Raw genomic sequence first — 26,563 nt, 5'->3', positions numbered from 1 at the left:
AGCAGCTGTTCATTTTGTTATTCAGGTATTAGGAGCGATTCCAACCCACCAGCAACGGTTGCGGCTAATGCTTTGGGGGCAAGGCTTTCTTTCACGCTCTCTTTGATAGTTGTACCATTAAAGAAGTTCTTAACCTGCTGTTTTCTTACCGCCTTGGAAAATGCTTTCTCATCCGTTCCCGGAATAAAGTTAGGTTCACCACGTGCGGCATTTAACGCCTGTTTCACTCCCGGCTTATTACTTTCAAGCGCGATTTCACTGTTGGCAATAAACGCCTTAGCCTCTTCTTGCAATGTGGCGTAAGCACTCAAGGTCGACTTCTGGAAAGATAACTTGATCACTGAAGGATCGGTATTCACCTTACGGCCAAATTTGCGCTTAATTCTTCGAGTTAAGCGAGTCTTCATATTAGGCGGAGGTGGTGTGATATCGGTAATTGAAAGAAAATTATATGGGGAACTATAACAAGGCATACAAACCATGTAGGAAGCGATAACGGGGATCTCTTCCATCTTCATTTTGAACCAGTCTCGGAAGAAGTTAGCGCCAATAACATCTCGCTTCTGATTCAGCATCACGCACTCTTGCTTAAACTTACGGAACTTACGCTCCATGACCCATTTGTCGTATAAACCACGGAAAAAGTTGAAAATAGAAAGAACCGCTTTAACAATACTGGTTACAGTGGCACCAATTCCTGAACTGGCTAAGTTAATCGCAATTACTCCACCATGAGCCAGTGCAATCATTGAATCTTCGATCGCAACGGCGCGGATCTCACCACGGATTTTATCAATCACATCAGCACCAACACGCGTCGTTGTCATTGAGCTAAGGTGACGGGTTTTATGATTGTTAACGGCTTTGCCCAACGCCGAGTAAATTCTCGTCGCGGCTTCTTTAATATCATCGATTGCAGGCGCTAAATCAGCAAAAATTCGCTTAACCAAGCTTGGAATCATACTCAATATCTGAGCTTTGATATCATCCATCGCAATACTGGTAATACTCTTTGCATAATCGAGGAATTTTTCTTTTATCTGCTCGATTATGTTTTCAATCATACCAGCAAGGCTGGTTCCACTCCCTGTCACAGCCTCGGTAATGGTGCCCGTTAAACTGTCTACTTCTGTTGCGGCGGCAACCGCAATCTTAACCTTATCTACTTTAGTCACACCCACCAAATCTGCATTCGCAAATAGCGATAGCATGTCTTTCTGAATGATGGTCAGCCCTGTATTCGGCATCGTACGTTCTCCCTGTAACAAGTCCACTTTAGATTTGAAAAGTTACTTGAACGACTAAGTCCCTCTGAATTATTCGGTCTTAGCAAACTAAACCCTGAACTATTCAACCTTGATCGCACTACTACACAATCCATGTAGTTATTCTTTGTTAAATAAAGGTTAACATATAAAATATCTATTCATAGATAGGTGTACCATTATTTCCTTTTGGATTCCAAAACCAATAATTAACCCTCCTGAAATCATGCATTTCCACCAAATTCCACTACGCTTTACTAGCATAGAACATAGCAATCTGATTAAATTTTTTAGGGACAAAAAATGAATCAAATTACGACAGATAAACCCATTATTTTGGTTGTTGATGATATCCCAGACAACATCCACACTCTCTCTGGAATCCTCAACGACGATTTTAAAATCAAAGCGGCTACATCAGGCGAAAAAGCGTTAAAGATAGCCTCTTCCTCGCCAAAACCTCACCTCATTCTTCTCGACATCATGATGCCTGAAATGGACGGTTATGAAGTCTGCCAAAGGCTAAAAAGCGACCCTGTCACCTCTGATATTCCCGTCATCTTTGTCACGGCGAAAACAGACGTGATAGATGAACAAAAAGGGTTTGAATTAGGTGCGGTGGACTACATAACCAAACCCGTTAGCCCGCCGATAGTGAAAGCTCGTGTCGCGACACATATTTCGTTGTATGACCAAAACCTTGCGCTGTCACGTAAAGTCCGACAAAGAACAGAAGCGCTCGAAATGAGCCGGCTTGAGATCATTCGTAAGCTTGGCCGAGCCGCTGAATACAAAGACAATGAAACCGGAATGCACGTCGTTAGAATGAGTTACTACTCAAAGATCATTGCTCAGCAGTTAGACGTGGGTGAAGAATGGGTTGAACTACTGTTCCAAGCAGCACCGATGCATGACATTGGAAAAATTGGCATCCCCGACTGCATATTAGGCAAACCCGGTAAGCTTGATGCAGATGAATGGGCAATCATGCAAACACACGTCACCATTGGCGGAGACATCATTGGAGACAACGACTCCAAATTGCTGAAACTCGCTCAAGAGATCGCACTTTACCACCACGAGAAATGGGATGGCAGCGGCTACCCTCATAAACTGTCTGGCGAAGACATTCCTCTAAGTGCTCGTATTGTAGCAATTGCAGACGTATTCGACGCCCTAACTAGCGAGCGCCCGTACAAAGAAGCTTGGCCAATTGAAAAAGCGATTGAGCTAATACAAGAACAAGCTGGCCTTCACTTTGACCCTAACTTAGTTCCTATCTTCATTAACAAGCTCGATGAGATGTTAACCATCAAGGGCTCTTTTACTGATGAACAAGACCACTAAGTTCGCTGGTACTTTTTAAATACAGGTACTTTATGAATACTGTTTCCAGATTCGCATCTGATTCTAAAAAAATACTCATCTCTTTTATTATTGCCACCATAGTGCTGTTCTCGGTGGCGGTTGCCGCATGGTTTAACCTAAACAATCGCTTCGTCGGCATTGAAGACTACGCGGTCAGTACTCAATTGCTTACCTCCCTCGACAAGCTTCGCGTTCACGAACTCTCTTTTAGCAACGAGCGTATACCGCAATCTGCGCAACTCTTCTATAAAGAAGCAGAACTGTCAAAGGAGTTGGTCGAAGCCTTTGCTGCTCATAACCAAAACCCGCACGCTGAAATATCGCTCACTGGATATATAAATCAATTCATCAAATACGCTGACTTGATTGAGTTGAGCGAGAAAGCTCGTGATCGAATGAACCAAAAATCGCTAGCGGCCACTGATCTGCTTACGGAAATGCAAAGCGCTCACAAAGACACAATCAATGCGGTTAGCCAAGACGTTAAACAACTTAGAATATTAAGTGAAGATCAAGCTGATAGAGTTATGAAAATTGGTGGGCTCACAACACTCAGTGCCAAAGTTCAAAACTTAGAAAAGGAATTTCTGCTGACTGGTTCGCCACAAACATATGCGTTAACCAAGATTGAAATCCAGAAGATATCAGCATTAATTACTCAGCTTAAAAACGAGGTCACAGACCCACAAGGCACGGAGTTACTACAAACTGTCCAACAAGCTCAGAACCGCTACTACACTAACCTAGTTCAGCTACAAGGCTTGTCTAGCTCTGCAGTACAACTCAAAACATCAATCACCAAGCAAGTATCTCGCAGCGGTATTGAGCTATCACGCGCTTCAACGATGCTTAACTCACAGCAACAAGGTTTATTAACCGACCTCAACAAACAGATAGGACATGCTCAATCTCGCCTTTCATCTCAGCTTTCAATCGGTGAAAATCTGCTGATTATTCAAACGCTGTTAAGCCAATCAGAGCAGCTCAATCGTGATTTTTCGTTAGCGAAATCTGCTGATCAATCGGTGATATCAGAACAAGTCTTTACTTTGATCGGTGAAATGCAGTCTGTGTCACTCGCAGCGGCTGACATTCTGACGTTATACGCACCTGAAATGAATATCACCGCGTTTGATCAACACGTGACATTTTATGAAGCCGAATTTTCTAACCTAGCCAGAGCTCAACTGCTTAGCCATCAAGTATTGAAAGAGATGAACGCTAATTTCACTCAACTGCATGACTTAGTTGCGAATGCTTATATGGCGGAAAGTGATAATGTAAAAGACTCTTCAAGCGTCTCATCACACCTTGCCATTGGTGGCTTAATATTCTTTTTGATCATTTTGTTGATGGGCCTGTTAGCCAACAAAGCGCATTCAGCCCTTGAGCACTTTGCAACAAACTTAGCCGTTGCACGTGACGAAGCTGATGCCGCCAATCATGCTAAATCCGATTTCTTAGCTAACATGAGCCATGAAATCAGAACACCGATGAACGCCATCATTGGTATGAGCTATTTGGCACTAAAAACCGATTTAACTAAGGCACAACGTAACTACATCCATAAAGTGAAACTCTCTTCAGACACCTTACTTGGGCTAATCAATGACATTCTCGACTTCTCTAAAATCGAAGCGGGTAAATTAGACATAGAAAACGTCGATTTCCATCTCGAGAACGTACTAGACAACATTACTAACTTGGTTGGCCTACGAGCTTCTGAGCGTGGCTTAGAGCTTCTAATCCAAGTAGACCGAGATGTGCCAACCAATCTTATTGGTGATCCGCTAAGGCTTGGCCAGATCTTGATTAACCTCAGCAACAATGCCGTTAAATTCACAGAGAAAGGCGAAGTGAAAATTTCTATCTCTGTTGAAGAAAGAGATGGTGACGACATAAAACTGAATTTTGCTGTCTCTGATAGCGGAATAGGTATGACACAAGAGCAAGCCGCTAAACTGTTCAATAAGTTCACTCAAGCCGATAGCTCTACCACTCGGAAATATGGTGGTACGGGTTTGGGCTTAGCGATCAGTAAGGAGCTCAGCCAATTAATGGGTGGAGACATTCACGTTTCAACGGAACTTGGTAAAGGCTCAACCTTCTCATTTACGATCGCAACTCGCGTTAGTCACTCAATAACCCAAAACCGAGTGGTGGTTCCCGCTTCGATTAATCATTTGAAGGTGTTGGTTGTTGATGACAACTCTAGTGCACGCTTGATCGTTGGCGATATTTTAGAATCTCTAAAACTCACTCCAACGTTAAGTGCTTCTGTTGATGAAGCGTTAGTGGAATTACACACCGCAGATGCTAACAATAAACCCTTTGATCTTATTATCTCAGATTGGAAAATGCCTAAACGCGACGGTGTTGATCTGTTAGAAGCGCTCAATCTCGGCTTATCACTGAGTAAAGAGCCGAAAATAATGATGCTAACCGCTTATGGCCGAGAAGAATTAGCCGAAGCCATTACTAAAAGAGGCTTTGAGGTTCCGAGTATTTTAGACAAGCCGATTACCTCTTCTCACCTCTTTGACTCTATCGTGTCTCTTTATGGGCTTGATTCAGATCGCGTCTCTCGTAGCGAATTGGAACAACAGAATCAGCTTGCGAATGTTCAACAACTGGCTGGTGCTAACATCTTGTTGGTTGAAGACAACGAGATAAACCAAGAGCTCGCGACAGAGCTGTTAGAAGGCCAGCAGATTAAAGTCACCATTGCTGAGAATGGACAACAAGCCATCGATCTTTATCAACAAGCCATTGCTGATGATACCCCTTTCGATGGCATCTTGATGGACTGCCAAATGCCAATCATGGACGGATATGAAGCAACTGAGCATATCCGCAACGAGATAAAAGACACTCACACCCCAATCATTGCGATGACAGCAAACGTAATGGAGCGAGATAAAGAGAAAGCACTCAATTGCGGGATGAGTGACATTATCGCAAAACCGATTGATGTCGGCTCTATGTTCGCGACCTTGGCAAATTGGGTTTCACCGTCTAACCCTGTGCAGTTCAATGTTTCATTGCAAGAGTCCACCAATACTCTACAAGAAGAAAACAACGCAGAAAAAGAACCCGAGGCGTTACCTGTCATTAGTGGTCTTGATACCAACATGGGATTGATGAGGGCAAGCAACAATCACCAGCTATACCTAAAACTACTAAAGCGATTTTTTGAAGCTTACTCTGACGAAGAAACTTTAGCCTCCGAACTATCAAGCAGTGCTCAGCAGCGTTACTTACACACACTCAAAGGTGTCGCTGGTAACCTGGGGGCTAGCGACTTGCATAGTCTATGTGAAAAGCTGGAATCCGAACTCACGGATACCGATTTAAAAGACAAGGTCATCAAAACCACGATCACGTTAAGCCAACAGATCGCAAACTCGCTCTCAAAGTCAGATCCAACCCATAAATATCCGGAAGAACAACAGGCAAACACGGCTCCATCACCCAATCAGCCAAACGCCAAGTTGTACCGTCAATTACTGGAAGCCGTTGCCAACGATGATACAGAAGCACTCAACATCATTCTTAACATTGAAGATGGTTCAGTAGTGGGCTTATCTCCTTCTGAGTTCAAAAGGTTGGAAGGCGCGCTAGAGGAATTCGACTTCGATACCGCCAATGAACTGCTAAAAAACTCAGCACTCACGAACTCATCGTGAAAATGAAAAGACGAGATTTGTTCGAGTTTACAAACAATTAAAGAGAGCCCTGGTGGCTCTCTTTTTTATGTCTCTCAACGAATAAAGACACTAGCTTCTCGCCGTGAACTTTATGAACTTTATTCACCCAATGTTCTTTATCCTCAATATCACCGCATTAAAGACAATTCGTTAACACACCGTTAACTTTAACCTCATCTGCTAAGCAATATCCTACTCGTGTGTTTAGCAGCTGGATATAAAACATAAGTTTCTCTCCATTGAAGAGATCCCCTACATAAGGAACGTGAACCATGTTCAAGGCACTGAAACCTACTCTTGCGGCTTCTATCATCGCAGCAACCTTTTCTTTTAACACTTTTGCTGCTGACGTAGAGAAAATCCACTTCCTAATCCCTGGCGGCGCTGGTGGCGGTTGGGATATGACAGCTCGTGGTACGGGTGATGTATTAGTGAAATCAGACATCGTAGAAAATGTCTCTTTCCAAAACTTGTCTGGTGGCGGCGGCGGTAAAGCAATTGCTCACCTAATTGAAACCGCTCAACGTCAAGAAGATACACTAATGGTGAACTCAACGCCTATCGTTGTGCGCTCGTTAACAGGTATCTTCCCACAGTCTTTCCGCGACTTAACTCCAGTTGCAGCAACTATTGCCGATTACGGTGCAATCGTCGCGTCTGCAGATTCTAAGTACAACACTTGGGAAGACGTAGTAAAAGAATTCGAAAGCAACCCACGTAAAGTAAAAATTGCTGGCGGCTCTGCTCGTGGCAGCATGGATCACCTTGTTGTGGCAGCAGCATTCAAAGGCGAAGGTTTTGACGCTAAGAAAGTGCGTTACATTGCCTATGATGCCGGTGGTAAAGCAATGGCCGCACTGCTTTCTGGTGAAACCCAACTGCTTTCAACAGGCCTTGGTGAAGTGTTAGAGATGTCTAAGTCTGGCCAAGTAAAAGTATTGGCAGTGACGGCACCAAAACGTCTTGATGCTGCTCCAAACATTCCAACACTAACGGAATACGGCAATGAAACTGTATTTGCCAACTGGCGTGGTTTCTTCGCAGCTCCAGGCACTAGTCAAGCAAAAATCGACGAGTGGAATGAAGCGCTAGGCAAAATGTACAAGACCGATGAATGGCAAGTCGTTCGTGACCGTAACGGTTGGATTGACAACTACAAAGCAGACAAAGATTTTTACGCGTTCCTAGAAGACCAAGAAAAACAAATGGGCGACCTAATGCGTGAGCTTGGTTTCTTGAAATAACCAACAATAGCAGAGGGTATTCGTACCCTCTCACTCTTTCCTTGTTTCGCCGTACATGAGTTAACTTCAAACTCCTTTGTTTATTCGTAGACGTATTACTAACGCTTGCCGATTCGTTGTAGACGCAAGTGGCTGATAAACCAGCACCGTAATCCGCTTACCTTTGGTTAGTGATCCCAGACATTTCATTGACTCGCTCATGTACGGCTTTTTTACTTTTCTATACCACCCCAAATGGAGTTGGATATGTCGGACTTACCAACCAAATTTCTGAGTAAGGAATCCCTGCTTTCTAAAGATCGCCTCGGCGCAATGATCTTTATGTTGGCGTGCTTATGCTATGGCTACCAAACCACACTGATTCCTTTATTCCCCGGTGACGAGTATGAACCGTTTACTGCAAGAACACTGCCTACCCTGCTGACCTTCATTGGCATCGGGCTATCGTTGATCCTACTCGTCACAGGGCAACCGGATCAGAAAATCAAATGTGACACCACACCTTTGAACTGGCGATTACTGATTGGCTTTCTTGTGCTGATGGCACTGTACGGTGTTGGACTGACTTATCTTGGCTTCGTTTTAGCGACTAGCTTCTTCTTACTTGCAGGCTTCTACCTGCTGGGTGAACGCCGCAAAGCGGTTTTATTTGGGGCGTCGTTTCCTTTCGTTATCGCGTTCTTTCTTCTTTTAACTCAAGGCTTAGATATCTACCTAGAGCCTGGTTTAATCTTCACTCTTTGGTAGGGATAACATTATGTTAGATGGAATTTTACAAGGACTTTCTACCGCTGTGATGCCAATGAACATCATGATGGTAATCGTGGGCTGTTTCGTGGGTACCTTTATCGGGATGCTACCGGGACTCGGTCCAATTTCAGCAATTGCACTGATGATCCCTATTACTTACGGCCTTGACCCTTCTTCAGGTCTTATTTTGATGGCGGGTGTCTATTATGGCGCGGTATTTGGTGGCTCAACATCATCAATCTTAATCAATGCTCCGGGTTGTTCGTCTACGGTAGTAACGGCATTCGACGGCTACCCAATGGCGCAAAAAGGCCAAGCTGGTAAAGCCCTTGCCCTTGCAGCCTACTCTTCTTTTACTGGTGGTACGCTTTCTGCAATTATGCTGTTGATCGCAGCACCAGCTCTAGCAAGCGTGTCATTAAGCTTCCAGTCTTCTGACTACTTTGCACTGATGCTATTAGGTTTATCAGCTGTAGCGGCATTTGCAGGTCCAGGTCAGGTCATCAAGGCATGGATGATGACTATCTTAGGTTTAATGCTATCAACTGTGGGTATCGACAAAGGTGTCGGTGTAGAACGTTTCACATTTGGTCTAACGGACCTGATGGACGGATTCAGCTTCCTACTTCTTGCAATGGCAACATTCGCTTTAGGTGAAACTTTAATGGGTATTTTGAAACCAGAGAAAGACACCAGCGGCGAAGAAAGCCAAAAGATGGCCGATATTGGTAGCATGAAAGTGACCAAAGAAGAGTTCAAAGAAGTCGCGCCCGTTTCGATTCGTTCTTCGATCCTTGGTTTCTTTACTGGCGTTCTACCTGGTGCTGGTGCAACGATTGCCGCATTCTTGAGTTACGGTATGGAACGTAGCCTCGCGCCAAAAGACAAACAGAAAGAATTTGGTAAAGGCAGCATTCGTGGTCTTGTTGCACCTGAATCAGCAAACAATGCCGCATCAAGTGGTTCATTCGTACCACTACTAACACTTGGTATTCCGGGCTCTGGTACTACAGCAATCATGCTAGGTGCATTGATTGCATACGGTATCCAACCGGGTCCTCGCCTGTTCGTTGAGCATCCAGATGTATTCTGGTCGGTGATTATCTCGATGTACTTTGGCAACATCGTGCTGGTTATCTTAAACCTACCGTTGATCCCTTATATCTCTAAACTGCTAGCGGTACCAAGAACGGTACTACTGCCAATGATTATCTTCTTCTCAATCACTGGCGTGTACTTGGTGTCTTTCAACACGATGGATGTCTTTGTAATGCTAATTGTGGCGATGGCGGCGATAGCGTTAAGGCTGGCCAACTTCCCACTCGCGCCATTACTGCTTGGCTTCATATTAGGTGGTTTGATGGAAGAGAACTTGAGACGCGCCCTAATGATCAGTGATGGTGAGCTCAGCTTCCTTTGGGAACGCCCTATCACCATGACATTCACTATCTTGGCGGTATTGGTTCTCTCTAGTCCGATTCTAGTTAAGCTGTTCAAGAGCTTTAGAGCAAAACCAGTTGAAGTTTAGGCTCAGAGAAAGCAAGCGAACATCACTTATTTAAACTAAACAGAAGGAGCCTCAGGCTCCTTTTTTCGTATCAGTCATTTCAAAAAACCACAGCTCTAAGATGGTAGCAAACTCACAATCCGACTCCTGAAAAACACATATCCCTGATATTAATAACAAAATCAAGTAAGGTGATTCATCATTTAACGCATTGGATTCTAAAACTATGGATTGGTTGATTCTATTCTTATCAGGCGTGATTGGCGGTGTACTGAACTCCATTGCTGGCGGAGGCAGTTTTATCACCTTCCCCGCTCTATTGTTTGCTGGCGTGCCTCCGATTGCAGCCAACGCGACCAACACCTTTGCTTCATGCGCTGGTTACATCAGTGGTGCTTATGCACTGCGCCATGAAATTCAATCTGGCACCAAACAACTCAAACTCGTTGTCGGGCTATGTGTAATTGGCGGCGGCATTGGTGCATTTTTACTACTACACACACCAGAAGCGCTATTTACTCAATCCGTACCTTGGTTGTTGCTGTTCGCCGCTCTGCTTTTTACCTTTGGTGGCACACTCAATAAATGGCTAAAGAAAGTAACCGCTAAACATAAGCACGCCACCAGCGCAGGCGCATTCTTTTCCGCTTTATTGCTTTTGATTGTTTGTATCTACGGTGGGTATTTTAATGCAGGTTTAGGGATTGTGACATTGAGTTATTTGGCACTGGCAGGATATACCAATATCAACGTGATGAATGGCATCAAATTGTTGGTATCGGCATGCGCATCACTCGCGGCAATCGTGTTCTTTGTTGTAAATGGTTCGATTGATTGGCCGTCAGGTATGGCCGTTTTGTTTGGGACATTGGTCGGTGGTTACTATTCAGCAAAAGTTTCTCGCCGTATTCCTCAACAATATGTTCGTACCACAGTGATCATCGCTAGCTTTTTGATCACCGCTTACTTTTTCTATGCTAACTAAACATTCAGTGCAACAAGACTTGCAGCAGGAAAGACCGACCGAAAATATTTTCCCTTTCGATACCTATCTCGCTATTTTATTGCTTATAAAATAGCCAAGCCAAAATATGTGAGACGAGTCCTTCAATTAGCAAATTTGATAACAATTTAGACTGTTTTTTAGCCTTTACTTTGCCAAAGGTGGGATAATTCTTCTGTCGAAAATGAGACTTCATTAGGAGGCGTTATGAACACTAAACTCGGTCATGTCATGTCATCAAGTCGACTCATTTGCTTTGTCGCTTTTCTTGCTGCCACATTCGCGTGGATCCTAAAAATGCCCGCTCTGTTTTCTGTGTCAGCGCTATTCTTACTGATCAGCGCCATTGTCTATGTCGTTGACCTTTGGAAGAATCAAAGAAAGAACCGCAAAGCTTAAGGCAAACGACTAAAGCGACACGCATTAAAAAAGGAGCGCTTAGGCTCCTTTTGTATTTTATGCTTATCGCTTTAGCTGATTAGGCTATTTCGACGGCTTTTCTAACGACGCCTTTCTATTAACGACGCCCTTTACTAGCGACGAAAGTTACGACCGTTGCCGCCACGACGCTCTTTAAATGCAGATGCAGCTTTAGCTTGTGAAGCGTGGATAGACTCTACCGTCAATTCCATTGGTTCACGAGGCTCTAGTCCGTGACGGAATGTACGTGAACGCGGAGGCATCTGGTATTCGATGTCCGACGCTTTAGGCATACGCTTAAAACGGTAAAGGTAGAAGTTTTCAACCTTTTCACGAGCCCACTCTGTTTTTTTCAAATATTTAACGGCACTTGCAACGGTTGGCTTTGTGTTAAAGCAGTTCATGCGCATTGCTGCGTCCAAAATTTCCCAACCATAATGATCCACTAATTCAGTGATCATCGTATCTAGCTTCAAGCCGTGCAGCGGGTTATTTTGCTGCAGTTCAATTCTTTCTTCTTCAGTCATCTCTTTACCTTTTCACAACCTAAACCGAGTTGGGCTCTGAATTCTACTTGGCACGCCATCATCAATAATGTCTACCAATGTATTTCTATGGGAGTGTCCGTTTCCCTATCACTCCCTTTATGATGGCATAAAGCGAACCAGTATCCTAACTATCTACTCTTTATATTTTAGTAAGTAGACTTAAATGACTCAATTTCCACCAGTCATCCACTTATTTCACGATAGGGGCCGCTGAGATACACAAAAAGAGAGAGCTTCAATTGCCCTCTCTTTGATGATTTATCGTTTAATGTCGCTTAATTCACAACCTAAATAGTCATTTTCCGTCTCGATATCACGACATACAAGCAAGGGACAATGAACAGTACGATTGGCACAGAGAATAGTAGGCCATAGCCTAAGGTTAATGCCATTGGCCCCATATACACATCTGCCCCCCCAATACCATAAGCCAAAGGTAACAAGCCAACGACTGTCGTTACAGAAGTCAATAAGATTGGCCTTAAACGAGTTTTCGCAGCTTGAATCACAGCTTGAGTGATCTCCATACCTTGGTCTCGTAAGTCATTAATTCTAACTATCAACACCAAGGAGTTGTTGACCACTACCCCACACATACCAAGCGCACCGATTAAGGCGAATAACGAGATAGGCTGCATATGGAGAAATAGCGCCATCAAAGAGGCTACCAAAGCAAAAGGGATAACTGAGATAACTAATAACGGCTGAACCAACGAGCCAAACATTATGGCCAGCACAAAGTAGATCCCGAGAATAGCAGATGGAAAAGCAACCACAATTCCCCCTAGTGCTTCTTCAGTTGCTTCCACTTCACCACCAATATCCAACATGACATCAGAGCTTATTTGACCTTTCACGGCTTCCCATAGCTCATCTGTGATTTCATCAGGATCAAGCGCATTACCCTCTACTTGAGCCGTAACCAACACTTGTCGGTCGCCATTGAAATGCAAGATGATACGTTCTGCTTGAGTGTATCGTACGTGAGCCAATCGACTTAAAGGTACTTGAGTTCCGTCCGCGGTATAGATCTTGGTATTTCGCAATTTCTCAAGGTTACGGTAGCGTTCTATTAATATGACTCGAAGACCAACCTCTTCATCACCAATCCAAGTTGTCGACACCTTCTCGCCATCAAATGCTACGCGCAAGGTAGTCGCCAAATCATCGACAGTTAAACCATAGCGAGCGAGCCACTCGTATTGAGGCACAATTTCAAGCTGTTGATCTTTAAGCTCTTCATTGTTCGTCACGTTACTCAAGCCGATGTGTTGCCCCAACCACGCTTCAATCACTTGAACGGCATGATCACGAGACTCCTTGTTTTGACCAATCACACGTACTTCTACAGGCTCACCGGGAGGTGCTCCGCCCGCATCTACTGTAAATTTAATAAACGGGACAGAAGTAATCTCACTGAGCTTGTTGCTTAACTCGTCCGCGATAACGTCTGCGGTTCTCTCTCTATCTTCCGCATTGGTTAAATTAATTAATCCTGTACTTACTGGCGTCGAATAGGTCATTTCATAACTCAGCATTTCCGAATCAGGCAAAGCACTAATCGCTTGCTCCACTTGACGATGTGCTGCTCGTACCTTATCCATTGGAGTGCCGGGTTTAACTTCTGTGTAAACCTCTATGTATTTTGCCGCTTGAGCTGGGAAGAAATCTAACCTGAGTGTTGCAACTATAGCCCCACTAGCACCCAACATAAGTAACGCGAATAGAACGACTTTAAACTTGTGTTGCAACGCACGAGTAAGAACCGCTTCATAACGAGTAACCACTTTATTGAACACATGTATCTTTCGAGTGTTTAAGTTTGGTTTTTTAAGTGCATCGGCTAAGTGAGCTGGCAACGTAACCGTACACTCAAACCAAGAAAACGTCAGAGCCATAATGACAGTTAGAGGTATGACCGCAATCTCCATCCCTAGCTCTCCCGGAATAAAGAAGATTGGGATAAACACGAGGATCGTAGTGGTTAAGCTTGCCAGAACTGGCTTATAGACTTTTAGCGTTCCCTCAATGGCGGCATCCAGTGGCGATGCACCTTTCTCTCTTTCGCTGTAAATACTTTCTGCAACGATTACCGAGTCATCGACAATAATACCGATAACGAGTAAGAGAGCAGCCAAGCTTATTGCATCTAAGGTCATCCCCATTCCAGGGATTAAAGCCAAGACGCCAAAAATACAGAAAGGAATAGAGACAGCGACCCAGAAAGCAACCTGACGCATCAGAGCCATACCCAACACGATTAATACGAGAACTAGACCTAAACCGCCGTTGCTCGCAACAATAGAGAACTTATCTTCCATGTCTTTAGCAAGGTTAATCGACGTATGAAAATCGAACTTACCACCATGCTTTTCGCGTTCAATATCGAGTGTATCTAATACCGCACTAATAGCGGTGCGTACATCTGCGTTAGCCGTCTTAGTGATATTAAATAAAATCGCTTGTTGGTTGTTAATCATGCCGTATTCAGTGGCTTTCTCGAACCCATCAGTGACCGTTGCGATATCTTGAACTCGTACTAGCCCACCATCAGGCAAAACACGAATGATGGTGTCTTCTAGCTCTTTTGCACTGGTCACCTGCGTTAAGGTAACAAGACGATGTTCTGACTTCCACGATTCAACAACACCACCTGATAACGATAAATTTCGACTGTTTACCGATGTCATAATATCGTTAAACGTGAGGTTGTAGCGACTCGCTTTGCTTGGATCTACCTCAATCCAAAACTCTCGTTCACGAAAGCCAGACATAGTTGCAGTCCCAATACCTGATATCGATTTGATTCGTTTTTCAAGCTGACGGGCATACTGCTGAAGATCGCTGTAATTACCAGTTGTCGTTACACCAAAACGTAAAACTTCAAAGGACGAGGTACTTTCTTGGAGAACAAGCGGAGGGTCTGAGATATCTTTCGGTAACCCACTGACTCGATCAACCGCTTGCTGAATTTTACGTACTACATCTGCGATATCAGCATCTTCAGCGACCTCCAGTAAAATCAGTGAAGTCCCCTCTGTTGATTCCGATGTCATTTCGCGGATGTTTTGCACCCCACGCAGCTCTTTTTCAATTTTATTGGTAATGTTCAGTTCAATGTCTTGCGGTGAAGCACCTGGATAATGGGTAACAATCTCTACTTCTGGAAAGGCCACTTCTGGGTCTTCTTGCATCTTAATAATGCTCAATGAAGCAATGCCTACCGCAAAAACCATCATTGTAATTACCCGAGCCAAAAAACCTCGAGCCGCAAAGTAGCTAATAATATGTCTCATCGACTACTCCTTAGTTGAGTGTACTTGCATGCAGGGACATCCCCGGCTTAATAAGGCTATCTTCGTTTGGAATTTCAATATCGATTGGGTAAGCCAATAAACCTTGGTCGAGATTGATACCAATACGTTTTATATTTGCTCTGACTTTAATTTCAGGGTTAACGTCACTCCACAAATTCAGCTCCTGCCCAACAGATAATTCAGCCAGATCGTGCTCGCTAGCCAATAAACGAACAATGATATTGTTAACGTCTGCAACGCTATAAAGTAGATTTCCTTTCTCAACCCATGAGCCTTGCTCTACATTGCGTTTCACAACGTAGCCGTTTATCTCAGAATTGATTTGGGTGTGCGTAAAGTTGTCGGTGGCTTTTTCTAGGTCTATCTGTGCCAATTTGACACGGGCTTTTGCAGCTTGAAGGTCAGCTAAAGCGATATCGAGCTCGTGCTGCGACAAGCTCTTTTTCGCTTTTAGTTCTTTATAACGAGTGTAGATACTACTTTTGATTTTTAGGTCGGCTTTAACCAATTCCAAATTTGCTTGTTGACGACGGACTTCCAATTTGAAATCACTATCTTCAAGGATAATTAAAGATTGTCCTTGTTGAACCGGCTCGCCAAGTTGGAATGGTTGGCTCTCTACAACACCGCTAACCTGTGCCACAACATCTTGAGATTGTTGTGCGATCGCGTGCCCAATTAAGTCAACGGCGAATGCACTACCGCTTTGGAAAGATATGGCCGCCATAGCCGACAGCACTGCTAGTTTTTTCATATTTTTATCTCCGACAGAGTCTATTTATTGTCAGAGTAAAATGATTAGCGTGAATATTTTGTATAGTAACCCTTGGTTGAAAAGAGACTTAACATATTGATATTTAAGTCAGTGAACACAGCCATCCACTTATCTTTAATATTCACATTTAGTGAATTTAACGATGTCTAATCTGCCGGCTTAACACATTCACAGGAAACACAATGAAATAACGACTATTTGAGTGATGGCATAACCATTTATCAAAATACCGTATTACATTTTAACAACACGGTGCTATGTTTAGAAATGGTATAGAAACCTATAAATAACGATATTAAACAATGATATAACTATAAATAAAGGTTGGCTTTGACCATGTTTGACTACTCCCAAATCAGCAGAGTAGCCGCCCAAGATAAAGATATTATCGCCATCGTTGATGATCTTTTTCGGCTAGCTCGCGAACATTACCCCATATTATCTCGGCTTTCGGTCGTGCTGTGCAGTGAAAACAGAGCATCAAATTACTTTGTTTCGGACACGCTCTGCCAAGAAGCGCAACACCGCTATATCGAACAAGAACTTAAGCCAGAATCGGCTTTATCTCGAATGGCAGAATCTTTAGATACTCGAATCATCAACGACCTCACCACGATAAGCCCGACCAAACAAATATCTCACCTACTCGAACTCGGCCACCAAAGCAGTTACACAACGCCTATTCATCATCAAGAAAGTAATCTTGGGTTTGTGTTTATCAATGCTTCATCAACGGGATTTTTTGCGAACCAGCATATTCAATGTGATATCGCCTATCTCACTCAAGTAATCTCCAGTCTTTTCGTTCAATGGTTTGAGCGCCAGTGTCACTTTCAATCCTCTTTAGCGATCGCTTTAAACATGGGTCATGCTCGAGATCCCGAAACCAAAGAACACCTTATTCGCATGGGTAAATACAGTGAACAAATTGCTCGCACTCTGTCGCACACCAGAAGGGAAATTACACACCAATTCATTCATCGAATTCGGCTCTATGCGCCCTTCCACGATATAGGAAAATATCGGATTCCAGATAAGGTCTTATTCAGTAGCGAGCGCTTCAATGAAGAAGAAAGAGCCATCATGAACAACCACACCTTATATGGCGAAGAAATGATTGACGATGTCGTGGCTCTGTCGCATTACAGTTCTATGTGTTCTGACGAAATACAATTCATAAAGAATATCGTGCGTCATCATCATGAACGGTTTGACGGAACGGGGTTGCCAGATGCCTTAAGTAACACTGGAATACCACTAGAAGCGAGAATCGTGACGTTAGCCGATGTGTTTGATGCACTGATGAGTAAAAGAGCCTACAAGCACGCGTGGACACTCGATGAAGTGATGGAATACATTGAAGCGCACAACGGTTCAATGTTCGATCCAGAATGTGTTGAGGCCCTTAAACAGAACCTAGACGACTTTATGGCAATTCGGGAGCAATACAACGACGATACTCAGTCGCAGGTCATGATGGCTTGAGCTATAACTTCTTAGTTCTGTCGGTCCAAGAAAACGCAAACCAATAAAAAAGGATGCCACTGAGGCATCCTTTTGTTTTCTAGCTTACAGCTGAAAGAACAAATTTATTCTTTACTGATTCTAACTAACGATTATACGTCGTAAGTTGTAGAAGCAGTGTCGCCGCCTGTACCAGTCCAGTTTGTGTGGAAGAACTCACCACGTGGACGGTCAGTACGCTCGTAAGTGTGAGCACCGAAGTAGTCACGTTGAGCTTGTAGAAGGTTCGCTGGAAGACGAGCTGTTGTGTAACCGTCTAGGAACGTTAGTGCAGAAGTCATACATGGCATTGGAATACCAGATTCCATAGACTTAGCTGCAACTTTACGCCAAGCGCCCATGCAGTTGTCTAGGATGCCTTTGAAGTACGCATCTGAACCTAGGAATGCGATCTCTGGGTTCGCTTCGTAAGCATCACGAATGTTGCCTAGGAATGCAGAACGGATGATACAACCACCACGCCACATAAGAGCAACGTTACCGTAGTTTAGATCCCAACCGTTTTCGTTCGACGCTTCACGCATTAGCATGAAACCTTGAGCGTAAGAGATGATCTTAGAAGCAAGTAGAGCCTGACGGATTGCATCAACCCACTCTTGCTTGTCGCCTTCAACTGGAGCAACAGTCTTGCCGAACAGTTTCTCAGCTTCAACACGTTGGTCTTTAAGTGCAGACAGGCAACGAGAGAATACAGACTCAGTGATTAGAGTCAGTGGGATACCCATGTCTAGTGCGTTAATACCAGTCCACTTGCCCGTGCCTTTTTGGCCAGCAGTGTCTAGGATCTTCTCAACTAGCGCTTCACCGTCTTCATCTTTGTAGCCAAGGATGTCAGCAGTGATCTCTACCAAGTAGCTATCTAGCTCAGTTTTGTTCCAGTCAGCAAATACAGCCTGCATTTCGTCGTGGTTCATACCTAGGCCATCTTTCATGAACTGGTATGCTTCAGTGATAAGCTGCATGTCACCGTATTCGATGCCATTGTGAACCATCTTAACGAAGTGACCAGCACCGTCGTTACCAACCCAATCACAACAAGGCTCACCCGCGTCAGTTTTCGCAGAGATACCTTGGAAGATAGGCTTAACCGCTTCCCAAGCTTCAGGAGAACCGCCTGGCATGATAGAAGGACCGAAACGAGCGCCTTCTTCACCACCAGAAACACCCGTACCGATGAAGTGGATGCCTTTCTCACGAAGAGCAGCAACACGACGGTTAGTGTCTGGGAAATTAGTGTTACCACCATCAATGATGATGTCGCCTTTGTCTAGAAGTGGTACAAGCTTGTCGATGAACGTGTCTACAACGTCACCAGCACGAACCATAAGCATCACTTTACGCGGCGCTTCTAGCTTCTCAACTAGCTCTTCTAGAGAGTAAGCACCAACAATGTTAGTACCCTTAGCTGGGCCTTCTAGAAACTCGTCTACTTTCGCAGCAGTACGGTTGTGAGCCACAACTTTAAAGCCGTGGTCGTTCATGTTTAGGATAAGGTTCTGACCCATTACTGCTAGGCCAATTACACCGATATCACCTTTCATTATTTTATCTCCTTGCGGCTATTCGCACTTATGCGATAGCACTTGCTGCATTTGAATCTAGGAACCACTCTGTTTCGCCAGTTTTAGACTGGATTTTCGCTGCCGGGTAAGGCAGTTCTGAAGCAGGAGTTGTATGAATTTCTTTAACGATCTCAACTTTACCTGCACCCAGTACTAGGTAGCTGATTCGTTTTGCTGCTTCTAAAACTCTCGCCGTTTTAGAAACACGGATTTGACCCGACTCAGGGTGAGAAGCTAATACAGATAGGTTCTCATCTTGATAGTCAGTTACACCCGGGAATAGTGAAGCGGTGTGGCCGTCTGCACCAACACCTAGCAGAATCCAATCGAATACAGGCGTGCCGTTTTCAGTTGGAATCACGTCTGCCATCTCTTTTGCGAAACGCTCTGCTTCTGCTTTAGGCTCATCTTCACCACGGATGCGGTGGATGTTCTCTGCAGGAAGGTTTACGTTTGAGAAAAGTAACGTATTCGCTTCACCGAAATTGCTTTCAGCGTCATCAGGTGCCACGCAACGTTCGTCGCCCCACCAGAAATGAAGGTTATTCCATTGAATGCCTTCTGCGTATGGCGCCCCCGCTAAAAGCTTGAAAAGCATTTTTGGCGTGCTGCCACCCGATAATGAAATGTGAACAGGTTTGCCCTGCTCGCTGTATACTTTCATTTCATTTGCTAGGTTTTCAACGACCAGTTCAGGCGTTGCAAAGATCTTGTGATTGATCATAGTTCGCAGTAATCCGTGTCTGTTAGGTTTTTACATGGGAAACGCCATGCGCGGCCATCACGTTGCAGAAGCTCATCGGCTTCTTGCGGGCCCCAAGTGCCACAAGCATAGCCAAACAGTGCTTGAGGGTCTTGTTTGAGATCTAAGATTGGTTGAACGTACTTCCAACATGCTTCTACTGCATCTGTACGTGCAAACAGAGTCGCATCACCGTTCAGTGCATCAAGAAGAAGACGCTCATAAGCCGTTAGCATTTGAGTTTCAGGTAAGTCAGAGTAAGAGAAGTTCATTTTCACTTCTTTTGCTTTGAAACCTGCACCTGGCTCTTTCAAACCAAAGCTCATCTGAATACCTTCATCCGGTTGGATACGGATAATCAGTTTGTTCTCTGGTGCATCTTGACCAAATACTGGGTGAGGCGTGTTCTTAAAGTGAATCACGATTTCCGTTACGCGCGTTGGTAAGCGTTTACCCGTACGTACGTAGAAAGGAACCCCATTCCAACGCCAGTTGTTAATGTGTGCTTTAAGACCAATGTACGTTTCAGTACGAGAGTCATCTGCTACACCCGGCTCTTCACGGTAACCAGGCAAGTGCTGACCACGAACGTCTGATGCCGTGTATTGACCTAGAACCAAATCTTTACGCAGATCGTCTTCTCCCAGTGGTTTAAGACACTGAAGTACTTTAACCACTTCGTCACGAATTGAATCCGCATTGATTTGAGCAGGCGGCTCCATACCAACCATTGCTAATACTTGTAGCAAGTGGTTTTGGAACATGTCACGAACTGCGCCAGAACCGTCGTAGTATCCGCCACGCTCTTCTACGCCAAGGAACTCAGCACCTGTGATTTCAACGTATTCAATGAAGTTACGGTTCCACAGTGGTTCAAACATCGCGTTTGAGAAACGAAGCACTAGAAGGTTTTGTACCGTTTCTTTACCAAGGTAATGGTCGATACGGTAGATCTGGTGTTCTTGGAAGTGATGATGGATCTCTTCATCCAGCGCTTGCGCTGATGCTAGATCGTAACCAAATGGCTTCTCAATGATAAGACGACGCCAGCCGTTCTTTTCATCGTTAAGGCCATGTGCAGCAAGGTTTGCTGGGATCACACCATAAAGGCTTGGCGGGGTTGCCAAGTAGAACAGTGTGTTATGGTTTTCGAATTGGTAGTCTTGCTCAAGCTTATCCAGACGTTGGGCTAGACGAGCGTAATCGTCTACATCTGAAGTGTTGATCGCTTGGTAATGCAGATGTTCAATAAATGCATTCAGCGTCTCTGGCTCAGTTTTTTCCATTTCCTGAAGAGACTTCTTCAGCTTCTCACGGTAAGACTCGTCGCTGTACTCAGTACGGCTCACTCCAAGAATCGCAAAGGATTCTGGAAGTTGATTGCTAGCATACAGGTGGTACAAAGCAGGAATTAACTTGCGGTAAGTTAGATCTCCCGACGCACCAAAAATAACGATGCTGCTGTTTTCAGGTATTACCATCATCTTTCCTATAAAAACAAGGTTTTTAGTATTCGCCAAAGGTATCAGCGACATACGAAAATAGATAATAGGTCTTGGCTATTACATCAATAGCGAGAGCCTATTACACTTGAGAATGCGTTTGGTAAACGAGGGTGAATGCTATCACCTCTATTCGGGACAGTATTGTCTATGAGTATTTGATTTACATCAACCACTGTGAAAGCAATCGATTAAATATTGACTCATTTCGAACAAATTCTAATCGATAACGAAGTTCACAAAGGTAGAAATAGCAGCAAATCGGCATTCTCAAACATTGTAGTAAAGAAAGAATGCCATCTGGTCTGTGGAGTGAGTGGTAGATTGGTCTTAAAAAGTAAACCGTTCTTATTCAACTTGTTTTACAGTTGAAAAATTACGGGATTGTGTTTGTTGTTATCTGTCTTGTGGAAGTCACGTTTGTTGAGTTCGACTACTTTCTAGGCTTGTTGTAGCAACGTTCCGGTCGCCCTACGGTGCCATAGTTTAAGTCTGCCACTAACTCGCCAGTAGTAATCAAAAACTCTAGATAGCGTCGAGCTGTGGTTCGGCTCGCCCCAATACGTTCACCCGCCTCATCCGCGGTAATGTCAGCGATGTCGGCTTGTTGAAAAATGGCTCTAATTTTATCAAGCGTTACGCCATCTATCCCTTTCGGTAACGTAGAGACCTTTCGAGAGTCGGCCTTAGCATTCGCTTGCAACATCTTGTCGACCAAACCTTGGTTAAGATCCGACACACTTTCAAACTCTTGCTGCTGCGACTGATACTTTTTCAGTGCTGCTTCCAAGCGAGGAAACATCACAGGTTTGAGTAGATAGTCGACGACTCCACCACGCATTGCTTGTTGAAGGGTGTCGACGTCTCGAGCTGCGGTAATAAGAATCACATCACAGCCCTGATTGCTGCCGCGTACGTGGTTCAAAATATCAAGTCCGCATCCGTCAGGCAGATACACATCCAATAAAACCAAATCAGGCTTTAAGATATCTAACTGCATTAACGCTTCAGACTGTGTGGTCGCAATCCCGACCACATCAAAGCCTCCCATCTGTTCTAAATAACGATGGTGAAGCTCTGCAATCGCAATATCATCTTCAATGACCATGACTCTCGTGATTGCGTTCATTTATGTTCTTCCTTTAACCATGCTTTTTCCATCACGATGATCTTTACTCGATCACTTCGCGCTTAATTATTATTGTTCTTCTTTTGGCAGATAAACCGTCATTCGCGTACCAAAATCGTGGTTGTCGACCATTTCAAGCTGTCCTTGATATCGGTCAGCAAGCTGCTTAATAAGATACAAACCGACACCTCGGTTCTGCTTCGCTTTGCTCGATACGCCTTTTTCGGTGAGTGCGTTGGTTGCCAAGTGTTTTGGCAGACCACACCCTTTGTCTTCTACTTCTACGATGATTTCATTGCCAAAATCACTGATCGACACATCGATCACACGGCGAGCTGGTGCAATCTTCCCTTCTTGTTTGATCGCCATCATCGTGGCATCAAAGGCGTTATCGATGAGGTTACCAAGAATCGTCACGACATCCTCAGCGTTTAACCAAGCTGGTAATGCCTCAAGCCTTGATCCTTCTTCGACCTTAAGCTCTAAACCAATCTCTCGTGCTCGCTCTGTTTTGCCTAAAAGCATGCCGGCAATCAGTGGATCTTTCACTGTCTCTCTTAAGAACTCAATTAAGCTCTGATAGTGAGCGGTTTCTTGACCAATCAATTGTTGAACGGAGTCCAGCTCACCCATTTGAATCAAGCCACTGATCGTATTGAGCTTGTTTTGATGTTCATGTGTTTGTGAACGAAGTAAGTCTGCATACTCTTTAGTTTGAGAAAGCTGATCGGTTAAATCGTTTATCTCATCTCGTAATCGGAAGCTGGACACCGCGCCGACCACTTCGCCCGCCACTATAATTGGGCTGCGGTTGGCAATGATTCGTTTATTATTCAGGTACAATTCAACATCATGATCGGTATCGCCAGTCGATAACAGCTGTTCTAAATCACTGCCCACCAACACATCTGATAGACGTTGCTGATTGAGTGCTTTATCCCTATCAATAGACAAAATATCGCAGGCGCTTTTGTTTATTGAGCGCAAAATACCGTTCTTATCGATACTTAAAATACCCTCTTTCACAGTACTCATGGTCACATCAAGTTCTACGTATAAGCGGCCAATTTCTTCTGGCTCAAAGCCCAAAATAGCGCGTTGAAAACGACGAGATACATAGCTTGAAATCACCGCATTGACGGCAACCACCAGCAACGCCATCACAATCAAAAAGGCTAAATAAGGTTCAATTCTGTCTTGAAGAGAATCCAGTAGATAACCCACCGAGACTACGCCAATCACATTGCCGTTTTGGTCTTTTACGGCAGATTTACCACGGACGGAGAAGCCGAGCGATCCTTTGGCCGTCGACACATAAGACTCGCCTAACACCAAAGCCTTCTGATTGTCACCACCACGCATAGGCTTTCCGAGCCTGTCGTCGTAAGGGTGTATCAGTCGAATGCCCTTTTCATCACCAACCACAATAAAGGCCGCTCCAATGAGCTTCGTAAGACCTCGGTATTTATCTTGAATCTGAGTAGTAAGAACGTAAGGTTTGCCATCGGATATAGCATTGTTCTTTTGAATAAGTTGGATAACGCGTGGTGATTCAGAAAGAAACTCTGCAACGCCCAAAGCCTTCAAACCCATCTCTTGTTCTTGAGATTGTTTGATGTAATAGAAACCTGCTGCTGAAAGAATCAGAAGTTCAACGAGGCCAGTTACCGTCATGATAATCAGTAACCTTTTTCGGAAACTGATATTACTCCATTTCATATAAGACCGTCCCTAGTGCTTAGCGGACAATGTTAACACCAAGTTAATCTTATGGCCTTTTTGCTTATACAAATTTGTGACTGTTACTCAACTAAATAATTGAGCATGTTATTAATTGATATTGCTTTACGTTATGCAGCCTAACCAATCGCTCATTTTTAGAACGGATTAGCTTAATAAGACAGATAAACGAATAAATATTGAGCTAGATCACTAAGCTTTTAGGTGTTTTTTAGGTTGTTTAAAATAAATACAATTATAATGGTTGCATATGAAGAAGTTCGTCGATGGTGAGTGATGAGTCGCATTTTCAAGACAGCTTTGTAACCGAACCAAATCGGTTAACAGGTCAGCAACAATCACTCCAATAATGCACTTGTCAGTATGAGCAGTTATGAATCACCAGACTTAAACGTTGTGTGGATGGGCAAGCTCTCCTCCCCATTCTCATCTAACGTCAGGTGAAGATGCTCAAGTGTTAATAGGGAATAACGCCGAATACGAACCACTGATACCAAGAGTGGCACTGTCGAATTTAAACAGGATAAAAAACATAACGTACAAACATTGTTGAAAAGGAAACCAGGCAATGAAACGCGATAATTTTGGAATCTGCCTTACTAAGGCTATGTTGTTCAGAAACTTACAATCTACTTTTACTCATGTTAGAGCCTATGAGAAGAACGAGACATCCCCGCTCGATCTAAAAGTGTTGTTGGCTTTCCCGCAAATGTCAGGTAGAGATTTATTACAAACAATGCAAGGTTCAAGACAACTGGTGTGGCGTGCCGATCACCATTGCCCAAGCTTCAATAAATAGCGCCCTTCATTTTGTAATAAATACTTCTATACTGAACTTAAAGAGCACGCTTTGTCGTGCTCTTTTCGTACCTTAATCTTTAATATCCACATGACTAAAATTTATTACATTTAATTAACGAGTTATGAGAGTTTCTGTTCATGTGAGACAATCCATTCAAGACAAACGATGATCCTCCTGCTAACATTAGAGTTAACACTCTAATTTGGTAATTAATTCAGATGACCAAACCAAAATTCCGATGCCTTGCGATTGCCAGTATTCTGATCGGTACAATCAGCTCGCCAAGCTATGCTGCTCCGCTGACCTTTCCTGAAGCGTGGCAAATATTACAAGAGAACAACAACTCTCTTGCTGCTCAACAGGCCAATGTTGAGCGTTACCAGCACCTTCAAAACGCAACAGGTAGCCTTAACCTTCCTTCTATTACCTTAGGTGCCAACTACACTCACCTTGATAGTGACGTGACGATTAATGGCGAACAGTTTTCAAATAGCTTAAGTGGTGTACCTAACTTGGGTGCAATAGGAGGTATTCTACAGCCAATACTTGGCGGTGTGACTTCAACGATCACCGAGCAAGACATCTTTAGCTCTTCCATCCGTGCGATTTGGCCTATCTTTACTGGCGGCCGAATCACAGCAGCACAAACTGCCGCTGAAGGTAAAAGTGAAGAAGCGCAAAGCCAACTGTTGATGGAAAAACAAGCTCGCTACGAAGACTTGAGTAAATACTACTTCTCGGTGATCTTAGCGGAAGATGTCGTTAAAACACGTCAAGCCGTTGAAGCAGGGTTAACTCAACACCGTGATTTCGCTATCAAGCTGGAGCAGCAAGGGCAAATCGCACGAGTAGAACGCCTGCAGGCGGATGCCTCTTTAGATAAAGCAGTGGTTGAGCGCACTAAAGCTCAGAACGATCTAAAAATTGCTCAGTTAGCATTAACTCAAATACTCAGTCAAAGCCAAAGTGTTGAGCCTTCTGAACAGCTGTTTATCAATAACAACCTGCCTCATATGGATGTGTTTATTGATCAAACCCTGATGACCTACCCTGGCTTGAAGATCCTTGATGCAAAAGAGAAACAAGCAAGCAGCTTAATCAAGGCTGAAAAAGGTAAGTACTACCCTGAAGTGTACCTTTACGGTGATTACAGCCTTTACGAAGATGACTCTCTAGCCAGCGAAATGAAACCTGATTGGTTAGTTGGTATTGGTGTGAATGTTCCACTACTTGATACCTCTGGTCGATCAGACAAAGTCGCAGCAGCTCACAGCGCCGTATCACAGGTTCAATTCCTTAAATCACAAGCCAAGCAAGACTTAACCGTGTTGGTACAGAAGACTTACCTTGAAGCAAACCAAGCGATTGAAGAGGTTCAAGGTCTCAACTCAAGCCTTTCTTTAGCTCAAGAGAATCTATCGCTTCGTAAAAAGGCGTTCACTCAAGGGCTTTCTAACTCGTTAGAAGTGGTTGATGCCGAGCTTTATCTTGCGAGCATCAAAACTCAGCAATCTGCTGCGCGATTCAAATACCTAATCTCTCTCAACAAGCTCTTGGCGCTAACCAGCGAAATGAACGCTTACTCGAGTTACTTAACTTCTTCTGTTCCGTCTGGTTTCGATTCAAAAACAGACACCGATAGCCAGTCAAAAGGATAA

Annotated in this window: 19 protein-coding genes; 10 read left to right on the top strand and 9 right to left on the bottom strand. The window is 44.0% G+C overall.

Annotated elements, in window-relative coordinates; genetic code table 11:
* Window positions 1-17 precede the first annotated feature (17 nt).
* A complete protein-coding gene (locus IHV80_RS07055; RefSeq protein ID WP_192890574.1) occupies window positions 18-1,247 on the bottom strand; it encodes a hypothetical protein in 1,230 nt (409 codons plus the stop codon).
* A 321-nt stretch (window positions 1,248-1,568) separates the two neighbouring features.
* Here IHV80_RS07055 and IHV80_RS07050 point away from each other — a divergent pair, with 321 nt between their 5' ends.
* The 7 genes from IHV80_RS07050 to IHV80_RS07020 all read left to right on the top strand — a co-directional run bounded on the left by IHV80_RS07050 (window position 1,569) and on the right by IHV80_RS07020 (window position 11,243).
* Window positions 1,569-2,612 (top strand): response regulator, encoded by a 1,044-nt coding sequence (locus IHV80_RS07050; RefSeq protein WP_192890573.1) that lies wholly within the window; start codon window positions 1,569-1,571, stop codon window positions 2,610-2,612.
* Window positions 2,613-2,644: 32 nt separating this feature from the next.
* Window positions 2,645-6,319, top strand: coding sequence for a response regulator (locus IHV80_RS07045; RefSeq protein ID WP_192890572.1), 3,675 nt, complete (start codon window positions 2,645-2,647; stop codon window positions 6,317-6,319).
* 293 nt (window positions 6,320-6,612) lie between these two features.
* Entirely contained in the window at window positions 6,613-7,584 is a 972-nt protein-coding gene (locus IHV80_RS07040) for a tripartite tricarboxylate transporter substrate binding protein (RefSeq protein ID WP_102435135.1), read from the top strand.
* A 246-nt stretch (window positions 7,585-7,830) separates the two neighbouring features.
* A complete protein-coding gene (locus tag IHV80_RS07035; protein ID WP_102451587.1) occupies window positions 7,831-8,331 on the top strand; it encodes a tripartite tricarboxylate transporter TctB family protein in 501 nt (166 codons plus the stop codon).
* 10 nt (window positions 8,332-8,341) lie between these two features.
* Entirely contained in the window at window positions 8,342-9,862 is a 1,521-nt protein-coding gene (locus IHV80_RS07030) for a tripartite tricarboxylate transporter permease (RefSeq protein ID WP_009846586.1), read from the top strand.
* A gap of 205 nt (window positions 9,863-10,067) precedes the next feature.
* Window positions 10,068-10,826: a sulfite exporter TauE/SafE family protein gene (locus IHV80_RS07025; RefSeq protein WP_192890571.1), complete on the top strand. Its 759-nt coding sequence runs from the start codon at window positions 10,068-10,070 to the stop codon at window positions 10,824-10,826.
* A 225-nt stretch (window positions 10,827-11,051) separates the two neighbouring features.
* The gene (locus tag IHV80_RS07020; protein ID WP_192890570.1) at window positions 11,052-11,243 is read left to right on the top strand and encodes a hypothetical protein; all 192 of its coding nucleotides are present in this window, start codon (window positions 11,052-11,054) and stop codon (window positions 11,241-11,243) included.
* A 134-nt stretch (window positions 11,244-11,377) separates the two neighbouring features.
* Here the strand turns inward: IHV80_RS07020 and IHV80_RS07015 are convergent, their stop codons facing one another.
* The 3 genes from IHV80_RS07015 to IHV80_RS07005 form a co-directional block, all read right to left on the bottom strand.
* Entirely contained in the window at window positions 11,378-11,791 is a 414-nt protein-coding gene (locus IHV80_RS07015) for a VF530 family protein (protein ID WP_192890569.1), read from the bottom strand.
* 308 nt (window positions 11,792-12,099) lie between these two features.
* Window positions 12,100-15,108 carry an efflux RND transporter permease subunit gene (locus IHV80_RS07010; RefSeq protein WP_192890568.1) on the bottom strand — a complete coding sequence of 1,003 codons (3,009 nt, stop codon included), beginning with the start codon at window positions 15,106-15,108 and terminating at the stop codon, window positions 12,100-12,102.
* Window positions 15,109-15,118: 10 nt separating this feature from the next.
* Window positions 15,119-15,883 carry an efflux RND transporter periplasmic adaptor subunit gene (locus IHV80_RS07005; RefSeq protein WP_192890567.1) on the bottom strand — a complete coding sequence of 255 codons (765 nt, stop codon included), beginning with the start codon at window positions 15,881-15,883 and terminating at the stop codon, window positions 15,119-15,121.
* Window positions 15,884-16,228: 345 nt separating this feature from the next.
* Here IHV80_RS07005 and IHV80_RS07000 point away from each other — a divergent pair, with 345 nt between their 5' ends.
* On the top strand, window positions 16,229-17,389 hold the full coding sequence (locus IHV80_RS07000; protein ID WP_192890566.1) for an HD-GYP domain-containing protein: 1,161 nt from the start codon (window positions 16,229-16,231) through the stop codon (window positions 17,387-17,389).
* 131 nt (window positions 17,390-17,520) lie between these two features.
* On the opposite strand, the gene gnd is transcribed toward IHV80_RS07000, so the two are convergent.
* The 5 genes from gnd to IHV80_RS06975 form a co-directional block, all read right to left on the bottom strand.
* Entirely contained in the window at window positions 17,521-18,969 is a 1,449-nt protein-coding gene (gene gnd, locus IHV80_RS06995) for a decarboxylating NADP(+)-dependent phosphogluconate dehydrogenase (protein WP_004733587.1), read from the bottom strand.
* Between the two features lie 28 nt (window positions 18,970-18,997).
* Window positions 18,998-19,714: a 6-phosphogluconolactonase gene (pgl, locus tag IHV80_RS06990; protein WP_192890565.1), complete on the bottom strand. Its 717-nt coding sequence runs from the start codon at window positions 19,712-19,714 to the stop codon at window positions 18,998-19,000.
* Entirely contained in the window at window positions 19,711-21,213 is a 1,503-nt protein-coding gene (gene zwf / locus IHV80_RS06985; protein ID WP_192890726.1) for a glucose-6-phosphate dehydrogenase, read from the bottom strand. The genes pgl and zwf overlap by 4 nt, the downstream gene beginning before the upstream one ends.
* Before the next feature lie 454 nt (window positions 21,214-21,667).
* The gene (locus IHV80_RS06980; protein WP_017108183.1) at window positions 21,668-22,363 is read right to left on the bottom strand and encodes a response regulator; all 696 of its coding nucleotides are present in this window, start codon (window positions 22,361-22,363) and stop codon (window positions 21,668-21,670) included.
* A 69-nt stretch (window positions 22,364-22,432) separates the two neighbouring features.
* Window positions 22,433-24,082: an ATP-binding protein gene (locus tag IHV80_RS06975; protein WP_451923561.1), complete on the bottom strand. Its 1,650-nt coding sequence runs from the start codon at window positions 24,080-24,082 to the stop codon at window positions 22,433-22,435.
* A gap of 589 nt (window positions 24,083-24,671) precedes the next feature.
* Between IHV80_RS06975 and IHV80_RS06970 the strand changes: the two genes are divergently transcribed.
* Both IHV80_RS06970 and IHV80_RS06965 read left to right on the top strand, forming a co-directional pair.
* Entirely contained in the window at window positions 24,672-24,902 is a 231-nt protein-coding gene (locus IHV80_RS06970) for a hypothetical protein (RefSeq protein ID WP_192890564.1), read from the top strand.
* Window positions 24,903-25,123: 221 nt separating this feature from the next.
* The gene (locus IHV80_RS06965; RefSeq protein WP_192890563.1) at window positions 25,124-26,563 is read left to right on the top strand and encodes a TolC family protein; all 1,440 of its coding nucleotides are present in this window, start codon (window positions 25,124-25,126) and stop codon (window positions 26,561-26,563) included.

The sequence above is a fragment of the Vibrio bathopelagicus genome, assembly GCF_014879975.1.
Lineage (GTDB): Bacteria > Pseudomonadota > Gammaproteobacteria > Enterobacterales > Vibrionaceae > Vibrio > Vibrio bathopelagicus.
The sequence above is the reverse complement of the archived record's forward strand: the minus strand, read 5'-3'. Positions and strand labels throughout refer to the sequence as shown.

Coding starts and splice junctions, on each gene's coding strand:
- IHV80_RS07055 (WP_192890574.1), bottom strand. CDS start 1,247: ATGCCGAATACAGGGCTGACCATCATTCAGAAAGACATGCTATCGCTA.
- IHV80_RS07050 (WP_192890573.1), top strand. CDS start 1,569: ATGAATCAAATTACGACAGATAAACCCATTATTTTGGTTGTTGATGAT.
- IHV80_RS07045 (WP_192890572.1), top strand. CDS start 2,645: ATGAATACTGTTTCCAGATTCGCATCTGATTCTAAAAAAATACTCATC.
- IHV80_RS07040 (WP_102435135.1), top strand. CDS start 6,613: ATGTTCAAGGCACTGAAACCTACTCTTGCGGCTTCTATCATCGCAGCA.
- IHV80_RS07035 (WP_102451587.1), top strand. CDS start 7,831: ATGTCGGACTTACCAACCAAATTTCTGAGTAAGGAATCCCTGCTTTCT.
- IHV80_RS07030 (WP_009846586.1), top strand. CDS start 8,342: ATGTTAGATGGAATTTTACAAGGACTTTCTACCGCTGTGATGCCAATG.
- IHV80_RS07025 (WP_192890571.1), top strand. CDS start 10,068: ATGGATTGGTTGATTCTATTCTTATCAGGCGTGATTGGCGGTGTACTG.
- IHV80_RS07020 (WP_192890570.1), top strand. CDS start 11,052: ATGAACACTAAACTCGGTCATGTCATGTCATCAAGTCGACTCATTTGC.
- IHV80_RS07015 (WP_192890569.1), bottom strand. CDS start 11,791: ATGACTGAAGAAGAAAGAATTGAACTGCAGCAAAATAACCCGCTGCAC.
- IHV80_RS07010 (WP_192890568.1), bottom strand. CDS start 15,108: ATGAGACATATTATTAGCTACTTTGCGGCTCGAGGTTTTTTGGCTCGG.
- IHV80_RS07005 (WP_192890567.1), bottom strand. CDS start 15,883: ATGAAAAAACTAGCAGTGCTGTCGGCTATGGCGGCCATATCTTTCCAA.
- gnd (WP_004733587.1), bottom strand. CDS start 18,969: ATGAAAGGTGATATCGGTGTAATTGGCCTAGCAGTAATGGGTCAGAAC.
- pgl (WP_192890565.1), bottom strand. CDS start 19,714: ATGATCAATCACAAGATCTTTGCAACGCCTGAACTGGTCGTTGAAAAC.
- zwf (WP_192890726.1), bottom strand. CDS start 21,213: ATGGTAATACCTGAAAACAGCAGCATCGTTATTTTTGGTGCGTCGGGA.
- IHV80_RS06980 (WP_017108183.1), bottom strand. CDS start 22,363: ATGAACGCAATCACGAGAGTCATGGTCATTGAAGATGATATTGCGATT.
- IHV80_RS06975 (WP_451923561.1), bottom strand. CDS start 24,082: ATGAAATGGAGTAATATCAGTTTCCGAAAAAGGTTACTGATTATCATG.
- IHV80_RS06970 (WP_192890564.1), top strand. CDS start 24,672: ATGAAACGCGATAATTTTGGAATCTGCCTTACTAAGGCTATGTTGTTC.
- IHV80_RS06965 (WP_192890563.1), top strand. CDS start 25,124: ATGACCAAACCAAAATTCCGATGCCTTGCGATTGCCAGTATTCTGATC.